This window comes from Ancylomarina sp. YFZ004 (assembly GCF_054254355.1).
The window spans coordinates 277,411-302,478 of sequence record NZ_JBTCHQ010000005.1 but is presented as its reverse complement, the minus strand read 5'-3'; the positions used below and the strand labels follow the sequence as shown (position 1 = coordinate 302,478).

General features: G+C 35.9%; 12 protein-coding genes. 7 read left to right on the top strand and 5 right to left on the bottom strand.

The window, feature by feature from the left end:
• Positions 1-328 precede the first annotated feature (328 nt).
• From ACXR6G_RS10850 to ACXR6G_RS10835, 4 genes are all read right to left on the bottom strand, one after another.
• On the bottom strand, positions 329-13,480 hold the full coding sequence (locus tag ACXR6G_RS10850; RefSeq protein ID WP_458361450.1) for an immunoglobulin domain-containing protein: 13,152 nt from the start codon (positions 13,478-13,480) through the stop codon (positions 329-331).
• A gap of 275 nt (positions 13,481-13,755) precedes the next feature.
• The gene (locus ACXR6G_RS10845; protein WP_458361449.1) at positions 13,756-15,144 is read right to left on the bottom strand and encodes an aminopeptidase P family protein; all 1,389 of its coding nucleotides are present in this window, start codon (positions 15,142-15,144) and stop codon (positions 13,756-13,758) included.
• A 217-nt stretch (positions 15,145-15,361) separates the two neighbouring features.
• Complete coding sequence (locus tag ACXR6G_RS10840) at positions 15,362-15,820, bottom strand: Lrp/AsnC ligand binding domain-containing protein (RefSeq protein WP_458361448.1); 459 nt, start codon at positions 15,818-15,820, stop codon at positions 15,362-15,364.
• 170 nt (positions 15,821-15,990) lie between these two features.
• Positions 15,991-17,280, bottom strand: a complete 1,290-nt coding sequence (locus tag ACXR6G_RS10835; RefSeq protein WP_458361447.1) for a type IX secretion system plug protein — start codon at positions 17,278-17,280, stop codon at positions 15,991-15,993.
• A gap of 204 nt (positions 17,281-17,484) precedes the next feature.
• On the opposite strand from ACXR6G_RS10835, the gene ACXR6G_RS10830 reads away from it, so the two are divergent.
• The 7 genes from ACXR6G_RS10830 (at position 17,485) to ACXR6G_RS10800 (ending at position 24,475) form a co-directional block, all read left to right on the top strand.
• Positions 17,485-18,840, top strand: coding sequence for a Na(+)-translocating NADH-quinone reductase subunit A (locus tag ACXR6G_RS10830; RefSeq protein ID WP_458361446.1), 1,356 nt, complete (start codon positions 17,485-17,487; stop codon positions 18,838-18,840).
• Positions 18,841-18,862: 22 nt separating this feature from the next.
• Positions 18,863-20,047, top strand: a complete 1,185-nt coding sequence (locus ACXR6G_RS10825; RefSeq protein ID WP_458361445.1) for an NADH:ubiquinone reductase (Na(+)-transporting) subunit B — start codon at positions 18,863-18,865, stop codon at positions 20,045-20,047.
• Between the two features lie 19 nt (positions 20,048-20,066).
• Positions 20,067-20,774, top strand: a complete 708-nt coding sequence (gene nqrC, locus ACXR6G_RS10820) for an NADH:ubiquinone reductase (Na(+)-transporting) subunit C (protein WP_458361444.1) — start codon at positions 20,067-20,069, stop codon at positions 20,772-20,774.
• A 3-nt stretch (positions 20,775-20,777) separates the two neighbouring features.
• A complete protein-coding gene (locus tag ACXR6G_RS10815) occupies positions 20,778-21,419 on the top strand; it encodes an NADH:ubiquinone reductase (Na(+)-transporting) subunit D (RefSeq protein WP_458361443.1) in 642 nt (213 codons plus the stop codon).
• 20 nt (positions 21,420-21,439) lie between these two features.
• Positions 21,440-22,057: an NADH:ubiquinone reductase (Na(+)-transporting) subunit E gene (nqrE, locus tag ACXR6G_RS10810; RefSeq protein ID WP_458361442.1), complete on the top strand. Its 618-nt coding sequence runs from the start codon at positions 21,440-21,442 to the stop codon at positions 22,055-22,057.
• Positions 22,058-22,099: 42 nt separating this feature from the next.
• On the top strand, positions 22,100-23,356 hold the full coding sequence (gene nqrF, locus ACXR6G_RS10805) for an NADH:ubiquinone reductase (Na(+)-transporting) subunit F (RefSeq protein WP_458361441.1): 1,257 nt from the start codon (positions 22,100-22,102) through the stop codon (positions 23,354-23,356).
• 114 nt (positions 23,357-23,470) lie between these two features.
• Positions 23,471-24,475, top strand: a complete 1,005-nt coding sequence (locus ACXR6G_RS10800; protein ID WP_458361440.1) for an FAD:protein FMN transferase — start codon at positions 23,471-23,473, stop codon at positions 24,473-24,475.
• Between the two features lie 157 nt (positions 24,476-24,632).
• On the opposite strand, the gene ACXR6G_RS10795 is transcribed toward ACXR6G_RS10800, so the two are convergent.
• Positions 24,633-24,878: a hypothetical protein gene (locus ACXR6G_RS10795; protein WP_458361439.1), complete on the bottom strand. Its 246-nt coding sequence runs from the start codon at positions 24,876-24,878 to the stop codon at positions 24,633-24,635.
• Between the last annotated feature and the right edge of the window lie 190 nt (positions 24,879-25,068).

Below are 25,068 nucleotides of genomic sequence, written 5' to 3'. Positions count from 1 at the left end.
AAGGTAACAACAATGAACATAACGAGTTAATGAATTTAGTTAATATTTTTTTTAATAACTAACAAAAGAATAATTAATCCCCATCACTAGTATCACCTACTGCACAACAAGTTACACACCAAAGCTCATCAGGTATATCTAGAGGCTAAATAAAACAAGGAATCTTAAGGGTACACTAAAAATTTGTCTCGCAATAAAAAAGCCAACAATTAAAAGAACCTATATTACTATAAGATATACAAAGAGTTACAAAAACAGAGCACAATGTTTTGCATAAAAAAAGAGTTGTCCCAATAGACAACTCTTTTAATAAGTTTGATAAAGATTCTTAACGAACCAAGATCACATTACCTTTTTCTTTCATTTCTCCATCCAACATCAAAACCCAAACGTATGCTCCAACGGGACAATCGTCTCCATTATAGGTTCCATCCCAACCGTTGGCATAACCAGCCTCATTTGTCTGAAACATTAACTCACCCCAACGATTATAGATATACATTTCAAATTTCTCTGTCACATTAATATCTTTAAGATAGAAACGATCATTTTCGTTCTCTGATAAAGGTGTAAATGCATTGGGCGATTCAATTCCGATAGGCTTAACCTCAACCATAACGGTATCAATTGCAATACAGCCTATATCATCTTCTACTTTCAGTTTATAAATACCCGATTCACTTACTACTAATTGTGGCAATACACTACCATCACTCCAGTCGTATACATAAGGCCCATAATCAGGATTAAGCTCAGGATCAAGAGTAATTGTTTGCCCCTCAAAAATGACTATACCAGGTTGAATCGTGTGATCCAATTCAAATTTTGGTAATGGGTTCATCACTATTCTTTGCTTCAGCTCACAATCATTCTGCTCTACACTTAACACATACTCTCCAGGCTTGTCTATCGTTCTTTCCCAGGCCGTATAACCATCATCCCAAACAGGATTAGAAAGATCTTTCGTATCAACAAGTAGCGTTTCACCTTCACACAAGAATTGATTCTCTCCAACTTCTGGATTTGGTAACACTTCAACTTTTATTGAAGCTGAACCAACACAACCATATTCATCAGTCACATTAATCTGATAGTCATTTACACCTAGGTGACGTTTTATCAATTTAGGGTTTGAGTTTTTAGAATTATCTAAATCATCCGGACTTGTCCAATTGATTTCTTTAATATCACCTGAAATATCCGTTGTTAACTCGATCTCTTTACATTCTCCAATAATCGTATCGTTTATAGTCGTGATAAGAGGTAGTGGAGCAACAGTTACATTTACAATATCATTACCAACACAACCATATTTATCAACTACAGTTGCAACATAAAGTGTTGTTTCTCCAGCGGTAAAAGTTGGCGTTTCTGAATTTGGATCATCTAAATATCGACTCGGAGCCCATTTAATATTGTTTTCTTGAGTCTCCGCACTCAACATTCTAGTTTCACAAGATCCAACTACAACATCCTCAACAATCTTAACGATTGGTAATGAGTCAATTTTCATGACTAGTTCACCCGTACTATTTGAACAACCTAAATCATCCGTATAAGAATAACGAACTTGATACTCGCCATTTCCTTGTGAAGGATCAAAAGTATTCTGAGCAACTTCATTTACCCAATATATACCTCCAGTAGGGAAACCACCTGACAATGCAAATTCAGATTCACAAATCCCTTTAGATTCAAGAGCGGTAAGATTAACGTCAGGTAGAGGATGAAGTTCAACTAAAGAATCCACTTCAAAATAACAGCCTGTCGCTTCATTCAAAATCTTTAATCTGACTTTACTGTCTACTATCACATCTCCCCAGGTAATTTTTGTTCTTACTCCTTCTGAAGGCGTGGTGAATTCACCTCCGTCAACTAACCAACCATAATTAATATCTGGTAATAAGGCTGTGTTATAAGCAACTCTATCTTCCAACACACAAAGCGTCATTCGTCCAAAGATTTGCGAGTTTGGCAATGCATTAACTGTTAGTTTTTTAGAATTTGAATATCTCTTAGCCGTACACCTATCAGACACTTCACAACTGTAATAACCATCTTCCGTTAAACTCGCTGGATCAATAATAAGCTGTGGTGCATTTTCTCCGGTTAGAGTAGCACCATCTTTTTGCCACTGATAAACCTCATCAGTACCTTCAACTTCAACAAGAAACTGAACACTATCCCCATCACAAATTTCCATTCCAGGACTTTCACTCAAGATTTTAAGTTGAGGAATTACAACAAGTTTCATCTCAAGACTTTCAGCTGCAATACCACATAAAGAATTCACAACACATTTATATATTCCTGCATCACTAATTCTCAAATTCTGTATTTTCAACTCCGTACTGTTAACACCAGCAATATCAAGCCCATCTTTTTGCCACTGATAAACTAAGTTATCACCTCTAAAATCAACTGTGAACATTGCTTCAGCATCATTTTCACATTTTTCCAAATCTTCACTATTACTAATGAATTCCGGAAGCTTCTTAATAATCAAATCAGCTTCTGTAAAAACACTTCCACATTTACCTGTTACATCTACAGAATAAATACCTGCAGAATCCAGAGGCGTATTCAAAATGCTAAGTGCAGCATCTGTTGAGACAGTTATTCCTTTATGCTTCCAATCATAAGTCAATAATGAACCAGAAATAGCAGGAATCCAGGATAGATTCTCATTTTCACATAGAACCTTATCCTTTAAATCTGAATTTAGAACTGTAGCTTGATAGACAAGTACATTTACAGTTTCCTTTAAAGTAGATCCTTCCCCTACAATCTCACAATGGTAAGATCCTGCATCCGTCATCTCTAAAGCAGGTATTGAATAGTTTAATTCATGATGTACAAGATCTACATTGTTTTTAAACCAATTGATTGAGAAGACTTCACCTTCAACACTAATATTTAAATTTAATGGCTCACCATAACACTTTTCAATATCAACAAAAGTAAAACCAGTAACAATCTTCAGTGGATCTTTTACAGTTAGATAACCAGATGTAAATCTTACACCACAATCACCAGTTATTATACAATAATACTCACCTGCATCAGCCATGCTAAGCTCATCTATAGTTAAGGTTTTAGTTGTAACAGCGACCAATTCAGTATCAACACTTGCTGTATTAATATGATGCCATTCAAAAGTCAAATTACCACCCGTTATATCCAAATCAAATACATGACTCTTTCCAACATAAACGACTTCACCTTTAAGTGAGGTGTTTAATATGGTATTAGGATTCACGGTAAGATTTGCAATTTCACTTAGATCCGTACCACATGAACTAACTCGACATTCTACTTTATAATTCTTAGCAGTATTGCCATCTAAAGGTAAGACGTTAGAAAGTTCAATCTCAGCTAGATCATCAAGTGCAGGTTGAGCCAGATCATCAATTAACCAACGGTAAGTCAAATCCTCACCTATTGCCACTGCTCTAAAAATGACATCTTCCCCTTGACAAGCAATTTGATCGCCTATAGGTGCAAGCGTTGGTATTGGCTTAATATCCTGATAAGCTAAACTAAAATCAGTACCACAAGCATTTGTAACTTCAACCCTATAATTACCTTCTTCAGCCATCTCTGCTATTCCAAGATCTAAGTTTGTTACATTTTCACCTGTCATAACAGCAGCTTCAAACTTCCAAACAATACTCTCTCCTGTAGTCGCATCATAAGCAATTGGTCCGAGTACTAAAAGATCTCCTTCACATACCGTCGATAGATTAAGGTCTGTCGTAATATTTGGAACATCATTAATAATAATATCAACTGTATAACTTGCAGTTCCACATGATCCTGTAATATCGCAAGTATATGTTCCTGCATCTGTCGACAATAAAGCGTCAATTTTCAAATTAGGTACATCACCTATAATTCGAGTGCTTGCTGCTGGCAATGTCCACGAATAAGTTGGATTATCACCAGCTACATTAGCTTCAAGTAATAAATCATCCCCGACACAAAGCGTTTCATTTGTCCATATATCAGTTTTTGTAATAATCTCTAAAACATCAATTTGAATTGATTTTGATTGGGTCATACAGTGATCTTCAACTGTTACCTTGTACAAACCACTTTCTGCATCAGCAACATTCAATTTGTTATATGATGCTGTTATAATTCCCATATCAACATCATCTTTAGTCCACGAATAACTAGCAGACTGTGCAGGCCCACTTGCAATAACAACATTTAAACTTATATTTTCAGCTGGACACAGTGTGTTATCATGAATCAGGTTATCTAATGCTAAATCAGGATAATGAGAGATATTAAAAGTCTTAACAACAGCTGGGCAAACTCCTGCTGTTACACCAACAGAATAAGTACCATCCGTAGCATCAGCTGCAATTAAATTTAAGCTTGAATTAGCACCTAAATTCCTTACACCTTCAGTCCATTCATAAGTATTCGGTGTAGATCCAGTCAAACTACTTACACTAAAACTAGTCCCTTCACCATTACAAATTTGAACATTTGCGATATCAGCAAAAATCGCTCGTATATCTACTTTTACACTGGCTTCATTGGAAATATTATCTACAAATCCTGCTCTCTTTACAATAGCCCTAAACTTCCAAGTATCCATGGCAGCAGTAGAAGGCGTAATTGTTAAAGTTGATGAAGTTGGATTGAAAACTACAGTTCCTAATCCTCCAATAGGATTATAACCCGAACCTGAATCAAACTCCCAAGCACAAGCAGTAGTTGTATTTTTGTATTGAACCTCAAATGTGAAAGGGTTTCCTTCACAAACAACAGTACTTTCAGCTTGTACCAATATCCTATTTTCCCCAACAACAGTTAGAGTTGCTGGATCACTTGGTTCATTTGTACATGTTCCACTTACTACACAGTAATAAGTATTACCACTGTTGGTTAAAGGAACTGAAGTCAGATTCAATGTATTAGTTTGTGCAGATGCAGGGGCACTTCCCATATTCACTCCATTTTCAAACCATTGATAAGAAAGTCCAGTACCAGTTGCATCTACTGTAAATGTTGCGGATCCATTTTCATCTATACTGATAGTATCAGGATGATTTGTAATCGTTACATTTTCAGCCACAATCAAGACTGCTTTCTCTGATACTGCCTCATCACAGTAATCTCCATTAACAACGCAATGGTAAGAATTACCATTGGCAGTTAATAAACTAGCTACAGATAAACTTGATGTTACTGCAGCAGGAATTAAAACATCATTCTCATACCATTTATATACTACGGTTCCATTACCAATAGCAGCAACATTAAATAATGCATTTCCTGTATCTTGACACATACTAACATCTGTAGGATTATTTACAGTAGCATGCTTTCTTACATTGACTGTAAACTCAATAAAATCAGCATTACAGCCACTAGCAGAAGTTAAATCACATCGATATACACCACCATTAGCTTCAAGCATATTAGGAATATCTAATGTCTCATCTGATGACAAACTAGTTGCAGGAGCTGTTGTTTTGTACCAATTGTATGATAAATCGACACCTGAACCGGTAACGTGTAAGCTTAAATCTTCACCTTCGCATAAATTAGTTGTAAGTGGTGAACTTGTTGATAGTGCAATATCTTCTAATACATTAACGAATGAACTAATACTCTTCGTCATACAACCATCATCGACCACAACTTCATAAAGTCCTGTTTGAGAAGTATTCGATCCATCAATTGTATAAGTATTTGTGATTCCAACTAATGCCCCTCCATCTTTAGTCCAAGTATAAGAGTCAGCTAAAGCTGGATCTTTCGTAACACTAACTACTAGATTTTCAGCAACATTTTCACAGACTGGATCAATATCATTAATGCCAGTTATAACAAGATCCACATAATGAGAAATATCAAATGTCTTCGTAGTAACAGGACAAACCCCATTACTCACACCAATTGAATAAGTATCATCAGTAGCATCTGCTCCATTTAAACTTAAACTTAAATTAACTCCTATTGAAGCGACATCGCGTTTCCACTCATAAGTGTATGGCCCTGTCCCACTCTCTCCACTAACAGTGAAACTAACACCTTCATTCTTACAAAGAATTTCATCAGCAATAGCGGTAAAATTAGTAGGTTCAAAAACTTTAACTTCGACTAGATCCGAAACATCGTCAGCTAAAACGCCTTCTTTAACTCTAGCTCTAAACGTCCACGAATTCATTGCTAACGTTGCTGAATTTACTGTAAGTGTATTTCTATCAATCGTACCATTAACAGCAGTCTCAACAGAAGTACCTATAGCTCCGGGAACTAGATTATAAGCTCCTCCAGTGCTATACTCCCACTCACAAACATCAGTCGTATTTTTATAATCAACAACAAAAGTAAAACTATCACCCAAACAAGCTTCTGCATTTACTGCCTGAGCAGTAATTCTCTTACTTGCATCAACTGTTAAGGTTGCAGGATCACTATCAACTGAAGTACAATCACCTGTGACTTCACAATAATATTGTTTGCCATTATTTATTAAAAGAGCTAATAAAGTCAATGTCTTAGTTTGAGCAGATGCAGGGGTACTTCCCATGCTCACTCCATTTTCAAACCATTGATATGTAAATGGACCTGTTCCACTTGCTTCCACAGTAAATACAGCAGTTCCACCATCAGCAACGCTTACATCAACTGGCTGTTTAGTTATTACAACATTTTCTTTAACAGTCAAAATAGCCTTTTCAGATACAGCTTCATCACATGAAGTTCCATTAACCACACAATGATAAGAATGACCATTATTAGCTAGTAAACTTGGCACTGATAAACTTGCCGTTATTTCACCAGGCATTAACACATCATTATCGTACCACTTATAGTCGATAGTTCCATTTCCTGTTGCAATTACATTAAATATCGCATTTCCAGTTCCTTCACAAATATTCTCATCCGTAGGATTATCAACTGTAGCATGTTTATTCACATTTACTGTAAATTCAATAAAATCAGTATTACAGCCACTTGCAGATGTTAAATCACATCGGTATACACCTGTATCAGCTGAAAACATGTTCAATTTCTCAAGTGTTTCATCTGATGATAAGCTAACACCAGGAGCTGTAGTTTTATACCAATTATATGCTAAATCTACGCCAGAACCTGATACATGTAAACTCAGATCTTCTCCTTCACAAAGATCCGTTGTAATAGGGGAACTTGTTGATAGAGCAATATCATCTAAAACATTCACAAAAGAACTTATACTTTTCGTCGTACATCCATCACCAACGACAACTTCATAAAGTCCTGTTTGTAATGTATTTGTTCCATCTATAGTATAAGTATTTGTATTACCTACAAGTGGATTTCCATCTTTCGTCCATGAATAAGTATCTGCTAAAGTTGGATCTTTTGTAATACTAACAACAAGGTTTTCTGCAACATTCTCACAAACTGGATCTATTGAAGAAATTCCAGTTATAATAAGATCTGCATAATGAGAAATATTAAAAGTTTTTACAACAGGTGTACAAATATTATTAGTTACGCCTACCGAATATATACCATCAGTTGCGGATGCCGCATTCAAATTTAAGCTTGAACCAGATCCCAAACTAGCAATTCCTCTTTTCCATTCATAATCAAAAGGACCAGTACCCGTTAAATTTGTTACAGTAAAACTTTCACCCGTACCAGAACAAAGAGTTACATCTGTTATATTATCAAAACTTATTTGTTCATAGACTTTTACCTCAAGTTCATTCGATACGTTATCAACATACCCAGTTCTTTTAACAAGAGCTCTAAATTTCCAAGAGTTCATTGCCATTGTAGCCGTAGTTACAGTTAAAGTTGAAGATGTTGCACTGAAACTAGAAGACCCTAATCCACCTATTGGATTATAACCAGATCCATCATCATATTCCCAAGCACAAGCAGTTGTTGTATTTTCATATTGCACTGTGAAAATGAATGAACTGCCTTCACAAGCTTCAGTATTTACACCTTGAACTGTTATTCTATTATCAACATTCACATTCAAGCTTGCAGGATTACTATCTTCTACATCACATGAGTTAGTAACTTTGCAATAATAGATTGATCCATCTTTTGACAATGGAACTGAAGTCAAAGTTAGACTAGCAGTTTGTGCAGAAACTGGAGTAGCTCCCATACTCACACCATTCTCGTACCACTGATATGAAATAGGATCGCCACCTGTTGTTGTTACAGTAAAAGTAGCCGATCCATTCTCATCAATTGTAATATCATCAGGATGACTTGTTATTGTGATATTCCGTTTTACACTTAAACTTACCTTATCGGACTCTATCGGATCACAAAAATCTCCACTAACTTCACAATGAAATAATTCAGTATCATGCCCCAATAAATTTGAAACAGTTAGATCTGTTGTTGTAGTTCCAGAGAAATCTCCTCCATCACTTATTAATACATTATTATTATACCATTGGTATGATGGTGTTAGTTCAGCAGTTCCTGTAACTTTAAAAATTACAGATGCGTCATCTTCACATGGAGTTTGAGCAAGCGGCTGCAAAGTAATTTTTGCATGTTCTCGTACATCAACTGTAAAATCAACAGCATCACCAGTACATCCATTTGCTGAAATAAGTTCACATTTATAGGCTCCATCATCTGATAAATCTGATGATCCTAAATCAAGGATATTGGGAATAGGCTGTATTCCTTGATCAACTCCCCCTTTAGTCCATTTATATGACAAGCCATCACCTTCACCATTTACGACTAAGCTCAATGGCTCGCCAATACATGGCTTAGGTGCTATGTCAGAATTTGAAACAAGCGTAATTGGTTCAAAAACATTAACCTTAGAAATAGCCGTTATATCACCACAATAAGTCGTACTCACTTTAGCTATATAGTTTCCAGATGATGCAGGATATGAAACTCCTGTAATGGTATAAGTTAATCCATTTGCCAGAAAACTATTATCTGGTTTCAACCAGGAAGCTTGAACATAGTCTATTCCAACAACAGTCATGCTCAATGGAATATTACCTACACAAGCATCAATATCTGCAATAGGGTTAATACTTGGTCTATCATGAACCGTAACAACGAAATTATCTTCTGGGTTTTCACATTCGCCCGTCAACTTATACGTGTAAGTATAAGAACCAGAAGCTCCAATAATTCCAGTTGAAATTCTTGTTTCCCCCTCAAAAGCAGTCAACTCTGTATTTGCATTATCAAACCACTTAATAGAAGTTGGAGTTCCAGAAACATTAATTATTAACTCTGTCTGATCTCCTTCACATATATCCAAAATCGTTGCAGGATCTTTTACAACACTAATATGGTCATTAACGACTAATTGACGTTGGTATTTTTCAACGGTTCCACACTCCAGGGTAATATCACAATAGTAAACACCAGCATTAGCTAATTCAACAGTCGTAATTTCATAAAAACTATTGGTTCCAATTACAGTCCCATTAGGATCGTTAAATCTCCAGGCAAATTCTGGTGAACCTACTGTAAGGATATCAAAAATATAATTCGTTACTCCCTGACAAACTTCTTCAATAGGAGCTGTTAATGCACTTGTCACACTTTCAATACTCAAAGTAGCCATAACAGCCTTACTATAGCCACATTTATTCTCTACAATACAAGTATATGTACCCAGGTCTCCAGCCTGAACAGCACTAATACTTACAATATGCTTAGGATTTGGATCTACAATAATAATTGGATCTCCATTTGGATCTGTCCATGTATAGGTCAATTCTGATCCGGATGGGATTGTTTCAATCTGCAATTCAAAGCTTACACTTTCACCCAAACAAGTCGTGATATTAGCTAGTGATGGATCTGAAAAATTATCTAACAGATTAATTGCAAAAGGCTCATAGTATATTGTTCCACAATTACCTTCAGCAGTAATTTCCCACTGTCCCATATTTGAGGCATTTGCTGCAAAGACAAATGGGTTAGCCATAGGATTAATCGTTTGCTCCTGGCCTACACTTACATTTTCTGCTTTATAAAAATTTGCATGTCCATTATCAATAACAGTTATTGTTACATTTTCGCCATCGCAGTATGGACCGATCTTATCTATAGTAATATCTGTAACATTCATTTTTGGTGTTACTGTCAAAACACTTGTGGCGTTTTCAGTTCCACATCGGTTTGTAACAGTTACCTTATAGATCCCAGCCATTGCCGTTGTTATACCTGTTACACTAAGGTCTACTTTTGTTTTATCTCCTGTTATAGCAGGAGGTGTTTCCCATAAATAAGTATAGTAATCTCCAGGAGGTGTTAATTCCGCTTTATACAAATGAGATTCTCCTTCGCACAAAGTGAGTGGCACTAAAGGAGCCAATACTATTTGAGGATATACGTCAGACAATATTTCAGTCAATTCATTTCCAGGACAAGTATGCTCATCAGCTCCTCCAACATTATAACTAGCTGCAACACTCACCTTATAATATGAATCTGTCATACTAGGTAAAACTGGAAATACTGATAAATTATTTGTTTCAATCAAAACATCATCACGATACCAAGAATATTCCATTGTCGCTCCTACAGGAGTAGAACCTACCGCTGTAAGATTTACCAAATCTTGATCACATAATCCTACTGGAACTTGTAATTCAGTCAAATGTGGTTTTCCAAAAATTTCAATTTGAACTTGCTGGGATATCGGAGTACAAGCATTTTCAACATCACATCGAATTGTATAAACACCAGCTCCATATGCTTTATCTAAATTAAAATCAAAAACTTTTCCTTCTGCCTTCTCAACACCATCTACTGACCAAGCAATTCTACTATATTTACCTTCGACATTAACTTCTAGTGCTGCAGATTCCCCTTCACACAAGTCAGCATTCCCCGTAAGTGATGTAATATATGCAAGCTCATCAATCACAACCTCTACTTCCATATGTGCAGGACCGACAGTGGCTCCACACTGTTCAAACTCCTCTTTAAAAGTAATTGTACAGCGGTATATCCCCGCATTATCATCAGTTGTATTGGTAAAGCCTAACACATGAGTATCTAGACCTGTAACATTTCCTTCAGCAACAGGTACATAATCATTCTCCCCATTTTTTCTTTCCCACAAATAATTATACCAACTCGTATCACCATTAGAAATATCAATAAGTCCAGATTGACCTAAACAAAAGTGCTGAGGTACATCGTAAGGTGTAAAACTATAATTAGGAACGACTAAAGCATTAAATTCACCAGGTTCTACAATTGCTGGTATAAATGTTATACTATCAATAGCAAATACACCCAAATTACCACTTGCGTTTGCGTCAACTAATGAAATCGTTGCTTTCTGATTATCATTAGATTTCCACAGGGCATTAACGGACAGCCAATTTGAAGCATCATCAATTAAGAAATTTGATTTTACTTTCTCTTCATTAATATAAATATCTAAAAGTTGAGGCTTGCCAACTTGAGCCATTCTACCGTGAACTTTTAAAATATAATTAGACTCTCTTTCAATTGGAATATCTAACTTTTGATAAACAGTATCACCTGGAACATTAGACTGAGCTAAAAACATCAATCCGCCTCCTTCCATATCATCAAAATCCTCGAATGCAGCATTCTCGCTTTTAGGAGTAAAAGTCAATGCAAATTCACCTGGATCTCTCAAATTCCCTTGAACCCAATCATAAGCTGTTTCAAAATTTCCTCGACCACTACTAAAATCTCCATTATAAAGAATATCTAGTGAAGGATCACGAAAATAGGCCAACAACAGATATTTGGTAGGCTCATCAGGAGCAGGTACTATTAACTTTTCATTTTCAAATAATAAGTTTGCTTCAGAAATTTCATTTTCATACCATTCATAGAAATCAGGTATCGGAGTTGCATTAAACCCCACTTCAATATTATCGTCATAACTTTCACATATAACATCAAGAGCAGTTTCAAGATCAACATGAAGATCTGGAATAATTTTAGGAATTGCTTTTGAGAAACCAGAATAATAGCCAGCTGAACCAATATACCCAGACTGAACAGTCCAGGCAACATTCAATGCTCTGGAACTTTGGAATCGGATATCTCCTCTTACATTCATCAGTTTAAAGCTTACCCACTCATTATTCCCAGGTATATCAGCTGCTTCAGAAGGTAGCATTACTACAGTGGTCGTAACACCTAAGATTGTATTTTCATATTGAAGAGTTGCTCCTTTTTGAGCCAATATTGTAATAACAGAGGTCACGTATTTCTGTGCTAAATAATCTGCAAATGGAATATCAACCTGATGCATACCAGTTGCTGAAAGCGGCGGAATAAAATTCATTCCAACCGTAGGTCCTATTTGAGATGCACTACCCGACATGGTTTGATACACATAGACATTATGATCTTTGGTATCGATATACATCGTATATATACTATTATCAAGAACATATTTACTCGAAGGGATAGCATAGTATTCTCCAGCACTTAAAGGCACAGGATTAACAGGTGTTGTTTCTCCATTCACATAAACATCCGTACCATCAACCGTTGCGACTATAATAGGACGTTCAGTTGTATTATTCCCCTGGCCTTTCATAACCACATACTTATCACGTATTTCACTATAGGGAACGATCTGATCAATACCAATATCTTGTCCGTTACTTGGACCTGATGTCCAAGACCCAGTGTTCACTACAATATCTTTATCAGAAAGAATATGAGTTCCATTCATACCATTTCTTTTACCAGAATCGAATGCGGTCAAATCATGGTCTACCCCTATCACATAACTTTCACCTTCATTTAAAGTAATTCTGATTGTATCACTTGGTAATATCGCTTTAGAATAACCCGGTAATGTAAAATCACTCAAGATACCAATATTGATATTTGTTAATTTCACAGAAGTCCCATCTTCAGTGGCCATTACAGATAGAAAATGTGAACGCTTTTTTGTAGCATTCATTGCATCTGTATAAATATGTCCTGAGCGGAATTCCTGCCCCATTGCAAAACGCCCCTTCGTCGTTAAGGAGGCACCATGTATACTTGAGACATGTCTTATATTTACATAAATAGGCGCATCATATGACCTGAATTTCATACCTGCATTAGGCAGTACCATATTAAGCTCATTAGCTCCTAATAAGCCTCTAGGAAAATCATAAACGAAAGGATAAGTGATAATATCAGAATAGAAATTACCCAATGGCGTTTCAAAAACATGCTCATGAGGAGCCGATTTTGATACCTGTACTGTTTTAAATGGAGTTGCAGAACCACCTAAAAAGATGTCTACATCAATTAAATCTCTACTATCGGTTGTAATTACAACGACATTGCGACCAACATCCGCATCAACACCAGATCCTGAATACATAGGTGGAACATAGTGGATATAATCCAACTGAGCAAAAAGTTTTGGTGCAAATAGACTAAGTATGAGGAAAGTACATAGTCTCAGTAGAAACGAAGAACATAATATGCCCCGTTTACGATTCACAGTATTAGTATCCATATCTAGGTAGAGATGAGGTTAAAACTACTATTATCTATAATAAAATATTGAAACAATAAAAACTGAATCAATTCAATTTATGCTATATAATATATTCAAAAAAAACAGTAATAACTCAATTTCTTACACAAACAACAACTTCACAATGACTAAATCATCGATTTCATAGACTAACCAACATATTCAAAGATACACAATTTATAGCTTATATAAACAAAAAAAAAGAGGCACCCATAATTGGATACCTCTTTAATTTTTATTACGATGTTATTATGTTACGAAAGCACTGTATTTTCAACCTCTTCAACTGTAATTGGAATTCTCTTCCCAATTAACTGACAGCCCTCTTCAGTAACTAAAAGGTCATCTTCAAGTCGAATACCACCAAAATCACGATACTCATTTACCTTATCGAAGTTGATATAATCTAAGAACTGCTTCTCGTTTTGGAATTTATCAATCAATGCTGGAATAAAATAGATACCAGGCTCATTAGTAATAACAAAACCAGGCTTCAACTCTTTTCCTAAACGCAAATAAGCTGTTCCAAACTGACTAGCACGCTTGATCTTCTCATCATACCCAACGTAATCTTCACCAAGATCTTCCATATCGTGAACATCTAAGCCCATCATATGTCCTAAACCATGAGGCATGAATAAAGTATGAGCTCCTGCTGCAACAGCTGCGTCAGCATCACCTTTCATCAAACCAAGTTTAATCAATCCTGAAGCAATCACCTTACATACTTCTAAATGAATAGAACGGTAATCAACACCTGGACGAACTAATGCAGTTCCTTTATCAATAGCTGCTAATACAATTTCATATATTTCTCTTTGCTTTTGAGTAAACTTACCTCCCACTGGAATTGTTCGTGTATTATCAGAAGCATAATGTGTATCGGTCTCAGCGCCACAATCAACTAGTAATAAATCGCCTTTCTTAAGCAGATTACCATGCTCATGATTATGAAGAGTTTCACCTCGTTTTGAGACAATAGCAGGGAAAGAAAGCATACCGCCAGCACGAAGACTTATAGCCTCAACCTCACCAGCAACTTCTCTTTCGTAAACACCATCCTGAGCCATTTTCATAGCTGCAACATGCATTTGATAACCTGTTTCAGCAGCACGTTCAAGCTCTACGATTTCACAAGGCTCTTTAATTTCTCGAAGAGCCACAATTGCTTTAATCAATTCTTCCGAAACGTTAGCTTTGATATCAGCTGGCTTAACTCCTACTAATTCTTCTAACAATATTTTATTCTCAGCACGATAAACGGGTAAAAAATGAATTTTACGACCCGCTTCCATAGCATCAGTAAGAAACTTGTTCAAATCTGTAAATGGAGCAGTTGCTTCAATACCAACCTTAGCTGATTGATCCTTTACAGATGGCTGTGGGCCCATCCAAATAATATCATCGATATCAACATCGTTTCCAAAAATGTAATCCTTATTATTATCGATATCGCAAACACCTGCAAAACCTGGGTGATCTAAACCGAAAAAATAAAGGAAATTACTATCCTGACGGTAGTGGTAAATATTATGAGGGCAATTCATGGGTGCATCTGGGTTACCAAGGAATAATGCAATTCCATCTTTCATGGATTGACGCAATTTATCGCGTCTGTTAATGTAAACGTCTTTTGAAAACATGATATGTTGTTTTAAGATATAATAACTTATAAAAAGAGGCCAACTTACAATCTAATCGATTCAATAACTACCGATAAAACCAACAAGTTTGCCCAAAACAGACGAAAGATAAAAATTAACTTGGAATATTCCTTATTAAAAAAGCTTAATAGAATGCACAAAAAAAAGGCCTTCCTTTAAAGAAAGCCTTTTGAATTTATTTTCATCTATTGCAAAATTACTTTACAACAATATCTCTATCAATTATTTGATCTAAAGAAATAAAGGTTTCTGTTTTAGAAACACCTGGCACATTTTGAAGTGTATTAATCAAGACATCCATAAGATGTTGATTATCTCGACAAAGCATTTTCACTAAGAATGTAAAATTCCCTGTCGTAAAATGACACTCAATAATCTCCGGGATAGCCTCTATCCGACCAACAACTTGCTTATACTGATGTGCATGATCTAGAAAAATACCAACATAAGCGCAAACTTCATAACCTAAAGCTCTTGGCTTCACAATAAACCTTGAACCATCGATAACGCCAGCATCTTCAAGTTTTTTCACCCTTTGATGAATGGCAGCACCAGAAATACCACACTCTCTAGCAATTTCTAGAAAAGGAATACGTGCATTTTTTATCAAATAAGATAGTATCTTCTGATCAACTTCATCAATTTGAAACTTCATTTTCTTTAATTTTTATAGCTTAAGCTGATGTACGCAACAGCAACTCTTGATTACAATCTATTACTTTAATAACAAAATTAGTAATAATTCATAAGCAATACACGTCCCAATTCCTATTTTTTCGAATTTAGAACGAATACAGGGAAGCTTTCTTAAATTATTAACTACGGCTAAAAATTCTTTGTAGAATTCAGCGTTTTAAATCCAATCAGGCGATCGTAGTTTTTCTCAATATCATGATAATAGACATATATAAAGTAGTTATTCTCAGTTTGCCAATGACTACCTTCTATGTAATTTATATTTGGAGAATCTTTCCCATTTTCTAACAAGCCATACACATAGTTATAATACCCTTGTTTTAAATAAATGCTTTTCTGATATACACCTAAATCGTAGTCGTAAACCATTCGATTATTCTCATTGCATTCCCAATTATTAAAAGCACCATAAACATACATTTGACCATGTTTCAACTCATTATCAAAAGGGAGTGTAAAAACAACATGAGCATAGTCAGCTTCAGTCGTTGGTTCTTTCCTCTCGTCAACAGAAACAACGGAGATTCCATTATTATCTCTTCTGAATATATAAGGATCAAATTGTCGGATTTTACCTGGACTTAAAGTCACTACAGTTTCTTCTTCTACATTTTCAATGGAATGAATATAAATGGACTGATAGCGAAAACTCTTCAAATCAAAATAATGAAACTCATTATTACCAGGAAACACATATTCCTGATTGTTATCGAAAACTAACTCATCTTTACGAATAAACACAGGCTTCACTTTCATCTGACTACCATCAGATCGATCATTTTGACGTAAAATAACGGTGAGATCAGAATGTGGGTTATCAATTAAAAAACTAGGATGAAAGATACTAAACATGACTTCCTGATGGGTTTTTCTTCTCTCCATATCGATAGGATGCTTCACTTTTCCTTTAAGCTCAACTTTCGAATCCAAAACCATAAACCGTTGACTTAGCACAATATTTTCGACATCAAAATCCTGATATACCTCAAGAATATAATTACCTGAGAGCTTCAACTTTACATCCTCATTAGGTAATAAGAGTGAATAATGCACATAGTCGACATTTGTATTGAAAGAGAATTCATAATCTTGAATCTGGTTCTCCGAAAAACCATCTAAATAATCGAACTCACTTAATTCAGACGATTCCCAATCAGCATCACAGTGAATGAGTCGGTATGAATAATCCTGTATCTCTTTCCCCAATTCGTCAAATGAGAATTGAAGTTGGTTTTGACTATTCAATTCGACAATGGGTGGGGACAACTCCCATCCTCTGGGATGACACTGAACAGTATGAATGCTAACTTTGGTGATTTCATTTTTATAAACATCTGTCTCTTCTGAGCCAAAAGCGCTTAGACAATAAGAGATACAGAAGTATGAAATAAATAAAAGGGTACGATGGAACCTATACATTTGGATATCTATATATGAAGTTTATAAATTGCAAAATTTTCTACAAATATATAAAATTGCTTTATATCTTTGTTTTCGATTTTCCAAGACAATCTATATGGTTTCTTAAAGTTCTAAAACGACATTAAGATACCATTATCAAAATAGAAACGTGCTTGGACTTAGTTAATTTTGAAACAAATTAATCATATCAAATAGTTTAACATGTCTGAAGTTAAAAAGATCAAAAAAGGCTTAGATATTAAGCTGATAGGAAAGGCTGACAAAGTACTTGAAAAGGCTGATCGTTCTGAGACATTTGCAATTAAACCTACCGATTTCCCTGGACTTACACCAAAATTAAAAGTAAAGGTTGATGCTGAAGTAAAAGCAGGTTCTGCTTTGTTCTTCGACAAGTATCATCCTGAAATTAATTTTACGTCTCCAGTTAGTGGTAAGGTTGTTGCCGTGAATCGTGGCGAAAGAAGAAAAATTCTTGAAGTCATTATTCAGGCTGACAATGAATTGCAATACAAGGAATTCAAAAAAGCTAATCCTACTGACTTATCTCGCGAGGAAGTTAAAGAGGAATTATTAAAATCAGGTTTATGGGCTTTCCTTCGTCAGCGTCCTTACGACGTTATCGCAAATCCTGCTGATGCGCCAAAAGCAATTCACATTTCTGCTTTCGATTCTGCGCCTCTAGCTGCCGATTTCGATTATTTAGTTGAAGGTGAAGCTGAGGCTTTTCAAATGGGCCTTGATGCTTTAACTAAGCTTACCGATGGTAAAGTTCACTTAAACATCGATGCAAAGAACACTCAGTCTAAGGTTTTCACTGAAGCAAAAAATGTTGTTATTAACAAATTTGCAGGTGTTCACCCAGCGGGTAATGTTGGTGTTCAAATCCACAAACTTGATCCTATTAATAAGGGTGATGTTGTTTGGGTTGTTCGTCCACAAGAAATACTTTTCATCGGTAGACTATTCCAAAAAGGAATTTACGACGTTAGCCGTAAAGTTGCTCTTACAGGATCGGAAGTGAAAAATCCAGCTTATTACACGACAACTCTAGGTGCTTCAGTTCGGAATATTCTTAAAGCACAGCTTAAAGATGACGATAAGATTCGAATCATTTCGGGTAATGTTCTAACAGGAACTCAAATTCCTGAAGATGGTTACCTTTCTTTCTATGATTCACAAATCACTGTTATTCCAGAAGGTGACGAGTATGAGTTCTTGGGTTGGGCACTACCTGGCTTAAAGAAGTTCTCTATGTCGAAAACATTCTTCTCTTGGTTAACGCCAAACAAAGAATACCGCTTAGATGCAAACCTTCATGGTGAGCACCGTGCTTTCGTAATGACTGGTGAATACGATAAGGTTTTACCAATGGACGTACTTCCGTTGCAACTAATTAAGTCTATTATGGTTGAAGATATCGATCAGATGGAACAGTTAGGTATTTACGAAGTAGCTCCTGAGGATCTTGCTTTGTGCGAATTTGTTTGTACTTCAAAAATTAATGTACAGGACTTAGTTCGTCAGGGAATTGATCTGATGATTAAAGAAATGAGCTAAAAAAAACGGAAAACTATTTATAATGAAAGCATTAAGAAAATTTCTTGATAAAAAGAAACCCTTATTTCAAAAGGGTGGGAAGCTTGCAAAGTTGCAGTCCTCATTTGAGGCTTTTGAAGCTTTCCTATACGTCCCTAATATAACTTCACACAGTGGTACCCACATAAAAGATGCTATCGATTTGAAGCGTACTATGTCGGTTGTTGTATTAGCTTTGATTCCAGCTTTAATGTTCGGAATATATAACACAGGTTACCAGCATTTCCTTTCACTTGGGCAACTTGCAAATACTGAATTTTTAGATATTTGCATTTATGGTTTAATCGAAATCCTACCTATTATCGTTGTTTCATACGTGGTTGGTTTGGGAATTGAATTTGCTGTTGCTCAAATGCGCGGTCACCAAGTAAACGAAGGCTTCCTGGTTTCAGGTATGCTTATTCCTCTAATTATGCCTGTTGGAGCACCTCTTTGGATGGTTGCTGTATCAACTGCTTTTGCTGTAATTATTGGTAAAGAGGTATTTGGTGGAACAGGTATGAATATTTGGAATCCAGCTCTTATAGCTCGTGCGTTCTTCTTCTTCGCCTACCCTTCAAAAATGTCTGGTGATATCGTTTGGATTGCTGATAAAGCTGATAGTTTCTCTGGAGCTACACCTTTAGCACACGCTGCAACTCTTGTTGATGCAACTGGTGAGGCTGCGACTTCAATCTACACACTACACCTATCAAATGCATGGGATATGTTTGTTGGATTAATCCCAGGATCAATTGGTGAAACTTCAGTTATTGCTATTCTTATTGGAGCTGTTATTCTAATCGCTTCAGGAATTGGAAGCTGGAAAATCATGGCATCCGTATTTGTTGGTGGTTACACTATGGGAGCAATCTTTAACCTTGTAGGAGGTAATGCTTATATGGAATTGGTTCCAGCATGGCAACACCTTATTATGGGTGGTTTTGCTTTTGGTGCTGTTTTTATGGCTACCGATCCTGTTTCTGCAGCTCAAACTGCTCGCGGTAAAATCATCTACGGTTTCCTTATCGGTTTCCTAGCTGTATTAATCCGTGTGATGAACGCAGGTTTCCCAGAAGCTATGATGTTAGCAATTCTATTGATGAATACTTTTGCTCCACTAATCGATCATTACGTGATTCAAGGTAACATCAAGAAAAGATTGAAACGTGTTAAGGTAAATGCTTAATCAAAAAACCGTTTAAAAAATGAATACTCAAAGCAATACATATACATTTCTTTATGCTGCCATTATGGTAGTGATTGTTGCGGCAGTACTTTCTTTTACTTCATTGTCATTGAAAGACCGCCAAAATGCAAATAAAGAAATTGAGAAAAAGCAAAACATTCTTAGGGCTGTGAATGTTGCTTCGACTCCTGCTGATGCGGTTGAGCTGTACGATAAATTTATCGTAGAAGCGATTATCGTAAATTCAGAAGGCGAAGTGAAATCAAATGATAAAACTGAGACTTTTAAAGTTGATTTGAAAAGAGAAAATAAGAAGGATCTTACAGAAAGACGACTTCCCGTTTTTGTTTTCAAAAAAGAAGGTATCGGAGAGAAATTAATTATTCCAGTTCGTGGTAAAGGAATGTGGGGGCCAATTTGGGGATTTATCTCAATGGAATCAGATCGTAAAACCATTTATGGTGCTATTTTCGATCATCAAGGTGAGACTCCTGGTCTAGGTGCTGAAATCTCAAATGCTGATTTCCTTGCTCCTTTTACAGGAAAGCAGATTTTTAATCAAGCTGGTAAGTTTACTTCTCTAAAATTAGTGAAGGGAACAGCTTCGAATAATCCGCATGCATTTGATGCAGTGTCAGGTGGTACTGTTACATCAAAAGGTTTAGAGGCTATGCTTCAGGATAACCTTAGCAGTTATGAAAAGTTTTTTAAATCTTCAAAAAAGTAAGAGATGAGCGATAAAGAACCATTATTCTCAGCTAAAAATCGGAAATTGCTTACCAATCCGTTGGGAATCGATAATCCGATAACCATTCAGGTACTTGGTATCTGTTCGGCTTTAGCAGTTACTGCAAAATTGGAACCAGCTATTGTACTTTCTATTTCAGTTATGGCTGTATTGGCACTTGCAAATGTTATAGTTTCATTACTACGAAATACTATCCCTTCACGAATTCGTATCATTGTTCAACTTGTAATTGTTGCAGCATTGGTAATTCTTGTTGACCAGATTCTAAAAGCTTTTGCTTACGATGTAAGTAAACAACTTTCAGTATTTGTAGGTCTAATTATCACCAACTGTATTATCATGGGTCGACTTGAAGCGTTTGCTCTTGGTAACAAACCTTGGCCAGCATTTCTTGATGGTATTGGTAATGCAGCTGGATACGGTATTATACTTGTAATCGTAGCTTTCTTTCGTGAATTGTTAGGATCTGGAACCCTATATGGTTTCAGAGTAATTCCTCAGGAATTTTACGATATGGGATACCAGAACAACGGACTAATGATATTACCTCCTATGGCACTTATTACTGTAGGTATCATTATTTGGGTACAGAGATCTCGTAACAAATCTCTTATTGAGTCGTAATTTTAAAGAAAAATCGAAACATGGAAAATCTGATTAATATATTTATCAAGTCGATTTTTATCGACAACATGGTGTTCGCATTCTTCTTTGGAATGTGTTCATACCTTGCAGTTTCTAAAACTGTAAAAACTTCTATGGGACTAGGTTTAGCTGTAATTTTCGTATTAGGAATTACGGTTCCTATGAACTACTTGCTAAACAAATATATTTTGGCTGAAGGTGCTCTAGTATGGCTTGATTCTTCGATGGCTGATGTTGACTTAAGTTTCTTAAGTTTCATCATGTTTATTGCAGTTATTGCTTCTATGGTACAATTGGTTGAAATGGTTGTTGAGAAATTTGCTCCGGCACTTTACTCATCTCTAGGTATTTTCTTACCACTTATTGCAGTAAACTGTGCAATTTTGGGTGGCTCTCTTTTCATGCAAGAGAGAGATTATTCAACATTAGCAGAAGCAACTTCATTTGGTCTTGGATCAGGTATTGGTTGGTTACTAGCAATTGTAGGTATCGCAGCTATTCGCGAAAAAATCCGTTACTCAAACATTCCTGCTCCTCTTAGAGGTCTTGGAATTACATTTATTGTAACAGGATTAATGGGAATTGCTTTTATGAGCTTCATGGGTATCAAACTCTAAGCTCAAGTTAATCGAGAATTATAATTCTAAATTAGAATAGAGATGATATTATTAACAACAATGGGAACCGTTATTTCCATAAGTATAGCTGTCTTTTTACTTGTGACCCTGATTCTAGTTTCTATACTTTTATTTGCAAAGCAGAAACTAACTCCATCAGGAGAAGTAACGATTGATATCAATGATGGTAATCAAAAGTTAGTTGTAGAGCCAGGTAATACCCTATTAGGTACTTTAGGTGCAGCAAAAATCTTCTTACCATCAGCTTGTGGTGGTGGTGGAACATGTGCAATGTGTAAATGTCAAGTACTTGACGGAGCAGGTAGCATTCTTCCAACTGAAGTTGATTACTTTACTCGTAAAGAGGCGCAGACTAATTGGCGTTTAGCTTGTCAGGTAAAAGTAAAAGAAGACATGAGCATGTCGATACCTCAAGAAATTTTGGGTATCCAGAAATGGGATTGTGAAGTGGTTTCGAACGGTAACGTTGCAACATTTATTAAAGAATTTGTTGTAAAACTACCAGATAATGAAATCTTAGATTTCAAATCAGGTGGGTATATTCAAATTGATGTTCCTAAAATCGAAGTTGATTTTAAGGATATGGATATTGAAGAAGAGTATCGTGGAGATTGGGATCAAATGAAACTGTGGGATCTTAAGATGAAAAATCCAGAGCCTACTTACCGTGCTTACTCAATGGCTAACCACCCAGCTGAAGGAAACATTGTAATGCTTAACATTCGTATTGCAACGCCTCCATTCGATCGTGTAAAAGGTGGCTGGATGAATGTAAACCCAGGTATCTGTTCTTCATTTATCTTCTCGCGTAAGGCTGGTGATAAGGTGACTATATCAGGTCCTTATGGTGAGTTCTTCATTAAAGAGACCAATAACGAGATGATGTTTATTGGTGGTGGTGCTGGTATGGCTCCAATGCGTTCTCATATCTTCGACTTGTTCCATACGGTGAAAACTGGTCGTAAGGCTACTTTCTGGTATGGTGCTCGTTCATTAAAAGAAGTATTTTACGCTGATCAGTTTGATGCTATTGCAGCTGATTTCCCTAACTTCGAATGGCATTTAGCTCTTTCTGAGCCACAGCCAGAAGATAACTGGGAAGGACCAACTGGATTTATACATAAAGTGATCTACGATAACTATTTAGCTAATCACGATGAGCCAGAAGATATCGAATTCTACATCTGTGGACCCCCAATGATGAATTCAGCTGTTACAACAATGCTGTATGACTTAGGTGTACCAGACGAAATGGTTGATTTTGACGATTTTGGATGATAAATATTTTAAAGCCTCGGATTTTCCGAGGCTTTTTTTATGCCTTGTCGCAGACATTACTTTTTTTTAACTTTACAATCCAATTGTAAAAATATATTTTGAACATCAGTCATCATGATTAAAAGAATTCAACTACTTGTTTTAGCCTCGCTCCTTTTATTTGCCTGTCAACCTGCAAAAAAAGAGTATCAATTTAATGAGGGTTATATCTGGGGAACCATTTATCACATCATATATGATAACCCAGAGGCTAAAGATTTACATGAAGAGATTAAAGCTAAGATGAATGAATTTGATCACTCTCTGTCAACATACAAACCCAACTCAATCATTTCTCGAGTTAATAACAACGACGCAACAGTTGTTCTCGATCAATATTTTGAAACAGTTTTTAATCGAAGTCTAGAAATTTCAGAAATCACAGGTGGAGCCTTTGACATGACCATAGCTCCCTTAGCTAATGCTTGGGGATTTGGCTTTAAAAACAAATTGGATCCAGAAGATATTCCTGTCGATAGCCTATTGCAAATCGTAGGTTATCAGAAAGTGAAGCTGATTAATCACAAAATTGTGAAAGAAGATCCCAGAATCATGTTCGATCCTAGTGCCATTGCTAAAGGTTACGGCGTAGATGTTGTTGCCGAATTTTTAGAAAGCAAAGGCATTTCGAATTATATGGTTGAAATTGGTGGCGAGATTAGAGTTAAGGGTGTCAGTAATAAAAAGCGCTCATGGCGAGTTGGTATCGATAGACCAATTGATGACCCGGAAGTTAAAAACAGAGAAATTCAAGATATTTTAAGCTTACCAAACGGCGCAATGGCTACTTCAGGTAATTACCGTCAGTTCTATATTAAAGATGGTAAGAAGTATGCCCATACAATCGATCCAAAATTAGGTTACCCGGTACAGCACAGTCTGCTTTCAGCCTCAGTAGTTGCACCAGACTGCATGACTGCTGATGCCTTTGCTACAGCCTTTATGGTTTTGGGTTTAGAAAGAAGCAAAACCATTGTAGAGAATGATCCTAATTTGGAAGCCTACTTCATCTACTCCGATGCAGATGGCAAATATCAAACTTATTCTAGCCCCAAAATTAAAGAGATGATTATCAAATAAAAATTGATCTGAATAGAACTTATTGGTTTGACAAAAAAAATCCCCACTCAAAAATGAATGGGGATTTTGTATTTTATATCCTAAGCCAAAACAGAAATGTTTGTCATAAAATAAGCTAAGTAATTATTTTTTTTTAATAAAAACCTCAAATAATTATCTATAGTTTACTGATTTCCTTCTCCAATATTGTCTCTTTACTATACTGACCTTTCTTATAAGCTTTAGCTTGTTCAAGCTTATCTTGTGAGGTGGCACAAGTCACTCCTTGTTTCTTTAAAAATTCTGTTTTCCCAATATGCGTCTCTGGGAACTGCCCATTTTTCTTGAGAAGAATCGTAATAGCAAAACCAATAAACCCTATTCCTAAAATAACAACACTAACTAAAATGAGCTTTAAAACCATGTCCCTAGATATTTATATTTGTTACAAAAATACCATTTCCCAAACACAATGCAAATCATTTAAGACAAGGGAGTCCTAAATAGTATCATATTTCTTTCTTATTTAGAATAAATCTTCCTAAATTTGTATGGCTTAACAAAATGGATGATAAAGGACTAGTTTAAACGCAAACGTTTACATCTTTAATTGT

Excerpts from the sequence above, each read along its gene's own strand:
- ACXR6G_RS10850 (WP_458361450.1), bottom strand. The coding sequence starts at position 13,480 with ATGGATACTAATACTGTGAATCGTAAACGGGGCATATTATGTTCTTCG.
- ACXR6G_RS10845 (WP_458361449.1), bottom strand. The coding sequence starts at position 15,144 with ATGTTTTCAAAAGACGTTTACATTAACAGACGCGATAAATTGCGTCAA.
- ACXR6G_RS10840 (WP_458361448.1), bottom strand. The coding sequence starts at position 15,820 with ATGAAGTTTCAAATTGATGAAGTTGATCAGAAGATACTATCTTATTTG.
- ACXR6G_RS10835 (WP_458361447.1), bottom strand. The coding sequence starts at position 17,280 with ATGTATAGGTTCCATCGTACCCTTTTATTTATTTCATACTTCTGTATC.
- ACXR6G_RS10830 (WP_458361446.1), top strand. The coding sequence starts at position 17,485 with ATGTCTGAAGTTAAAAAGATCAAAAAAGGCTTAGATATTAAGCTGATA.
- ACXR6G_RS10825 (WP_458361445.1), top strand. The coding sequence starts at position 18,863 with ATGAAAGCATTAAGAAAATTTCTTGATAAAAAGAAACCCTTATTTCAA.
- nqrC (WP_458361444.1), top strand. The coding sequence starts at position 20,067 with ATGAATACTCAAAGCAATACATATACATTTCTTTATGCTGCCATTATG.
- ACXR6G_RS10815 (WP_458361443.1), top strand. The coding sequence starts at position 20,778 with ATGAGCGATAAAGAACCATTATTCTCAGCTAAAAATCGGAAATTGCTT.
- nqrE (WP_458361442.1), top strand. The coding sequence starts at position 21,440 with ATGGAAAATCTGATTAATATATTTATCAAGTCGATTTTTATCGACAAC.
- nqrF (WP_458361441.1), top strand. The coding sequence starts at position 22,100 with ATGATATTATTAACAACAATGGGAACCGTTATTTCCATAAGTATAGCT.
- ACXR6G_RS10800 (WP_458361440.1), top strand. The coding sequence starts at position 23,471 with ATGATTAAAAGAATTCAACTACTTGTTTTAGCCTCGCTCCTTTTATTT.
- ACXR6G_RS10795 (WP_458361439.1), bottom strand. The coding sequence starts at position 24,878 with ATGGTTTTAAAGCTCATTTTAGTTAGTGTTGTTATTTTAGGAATAGGG.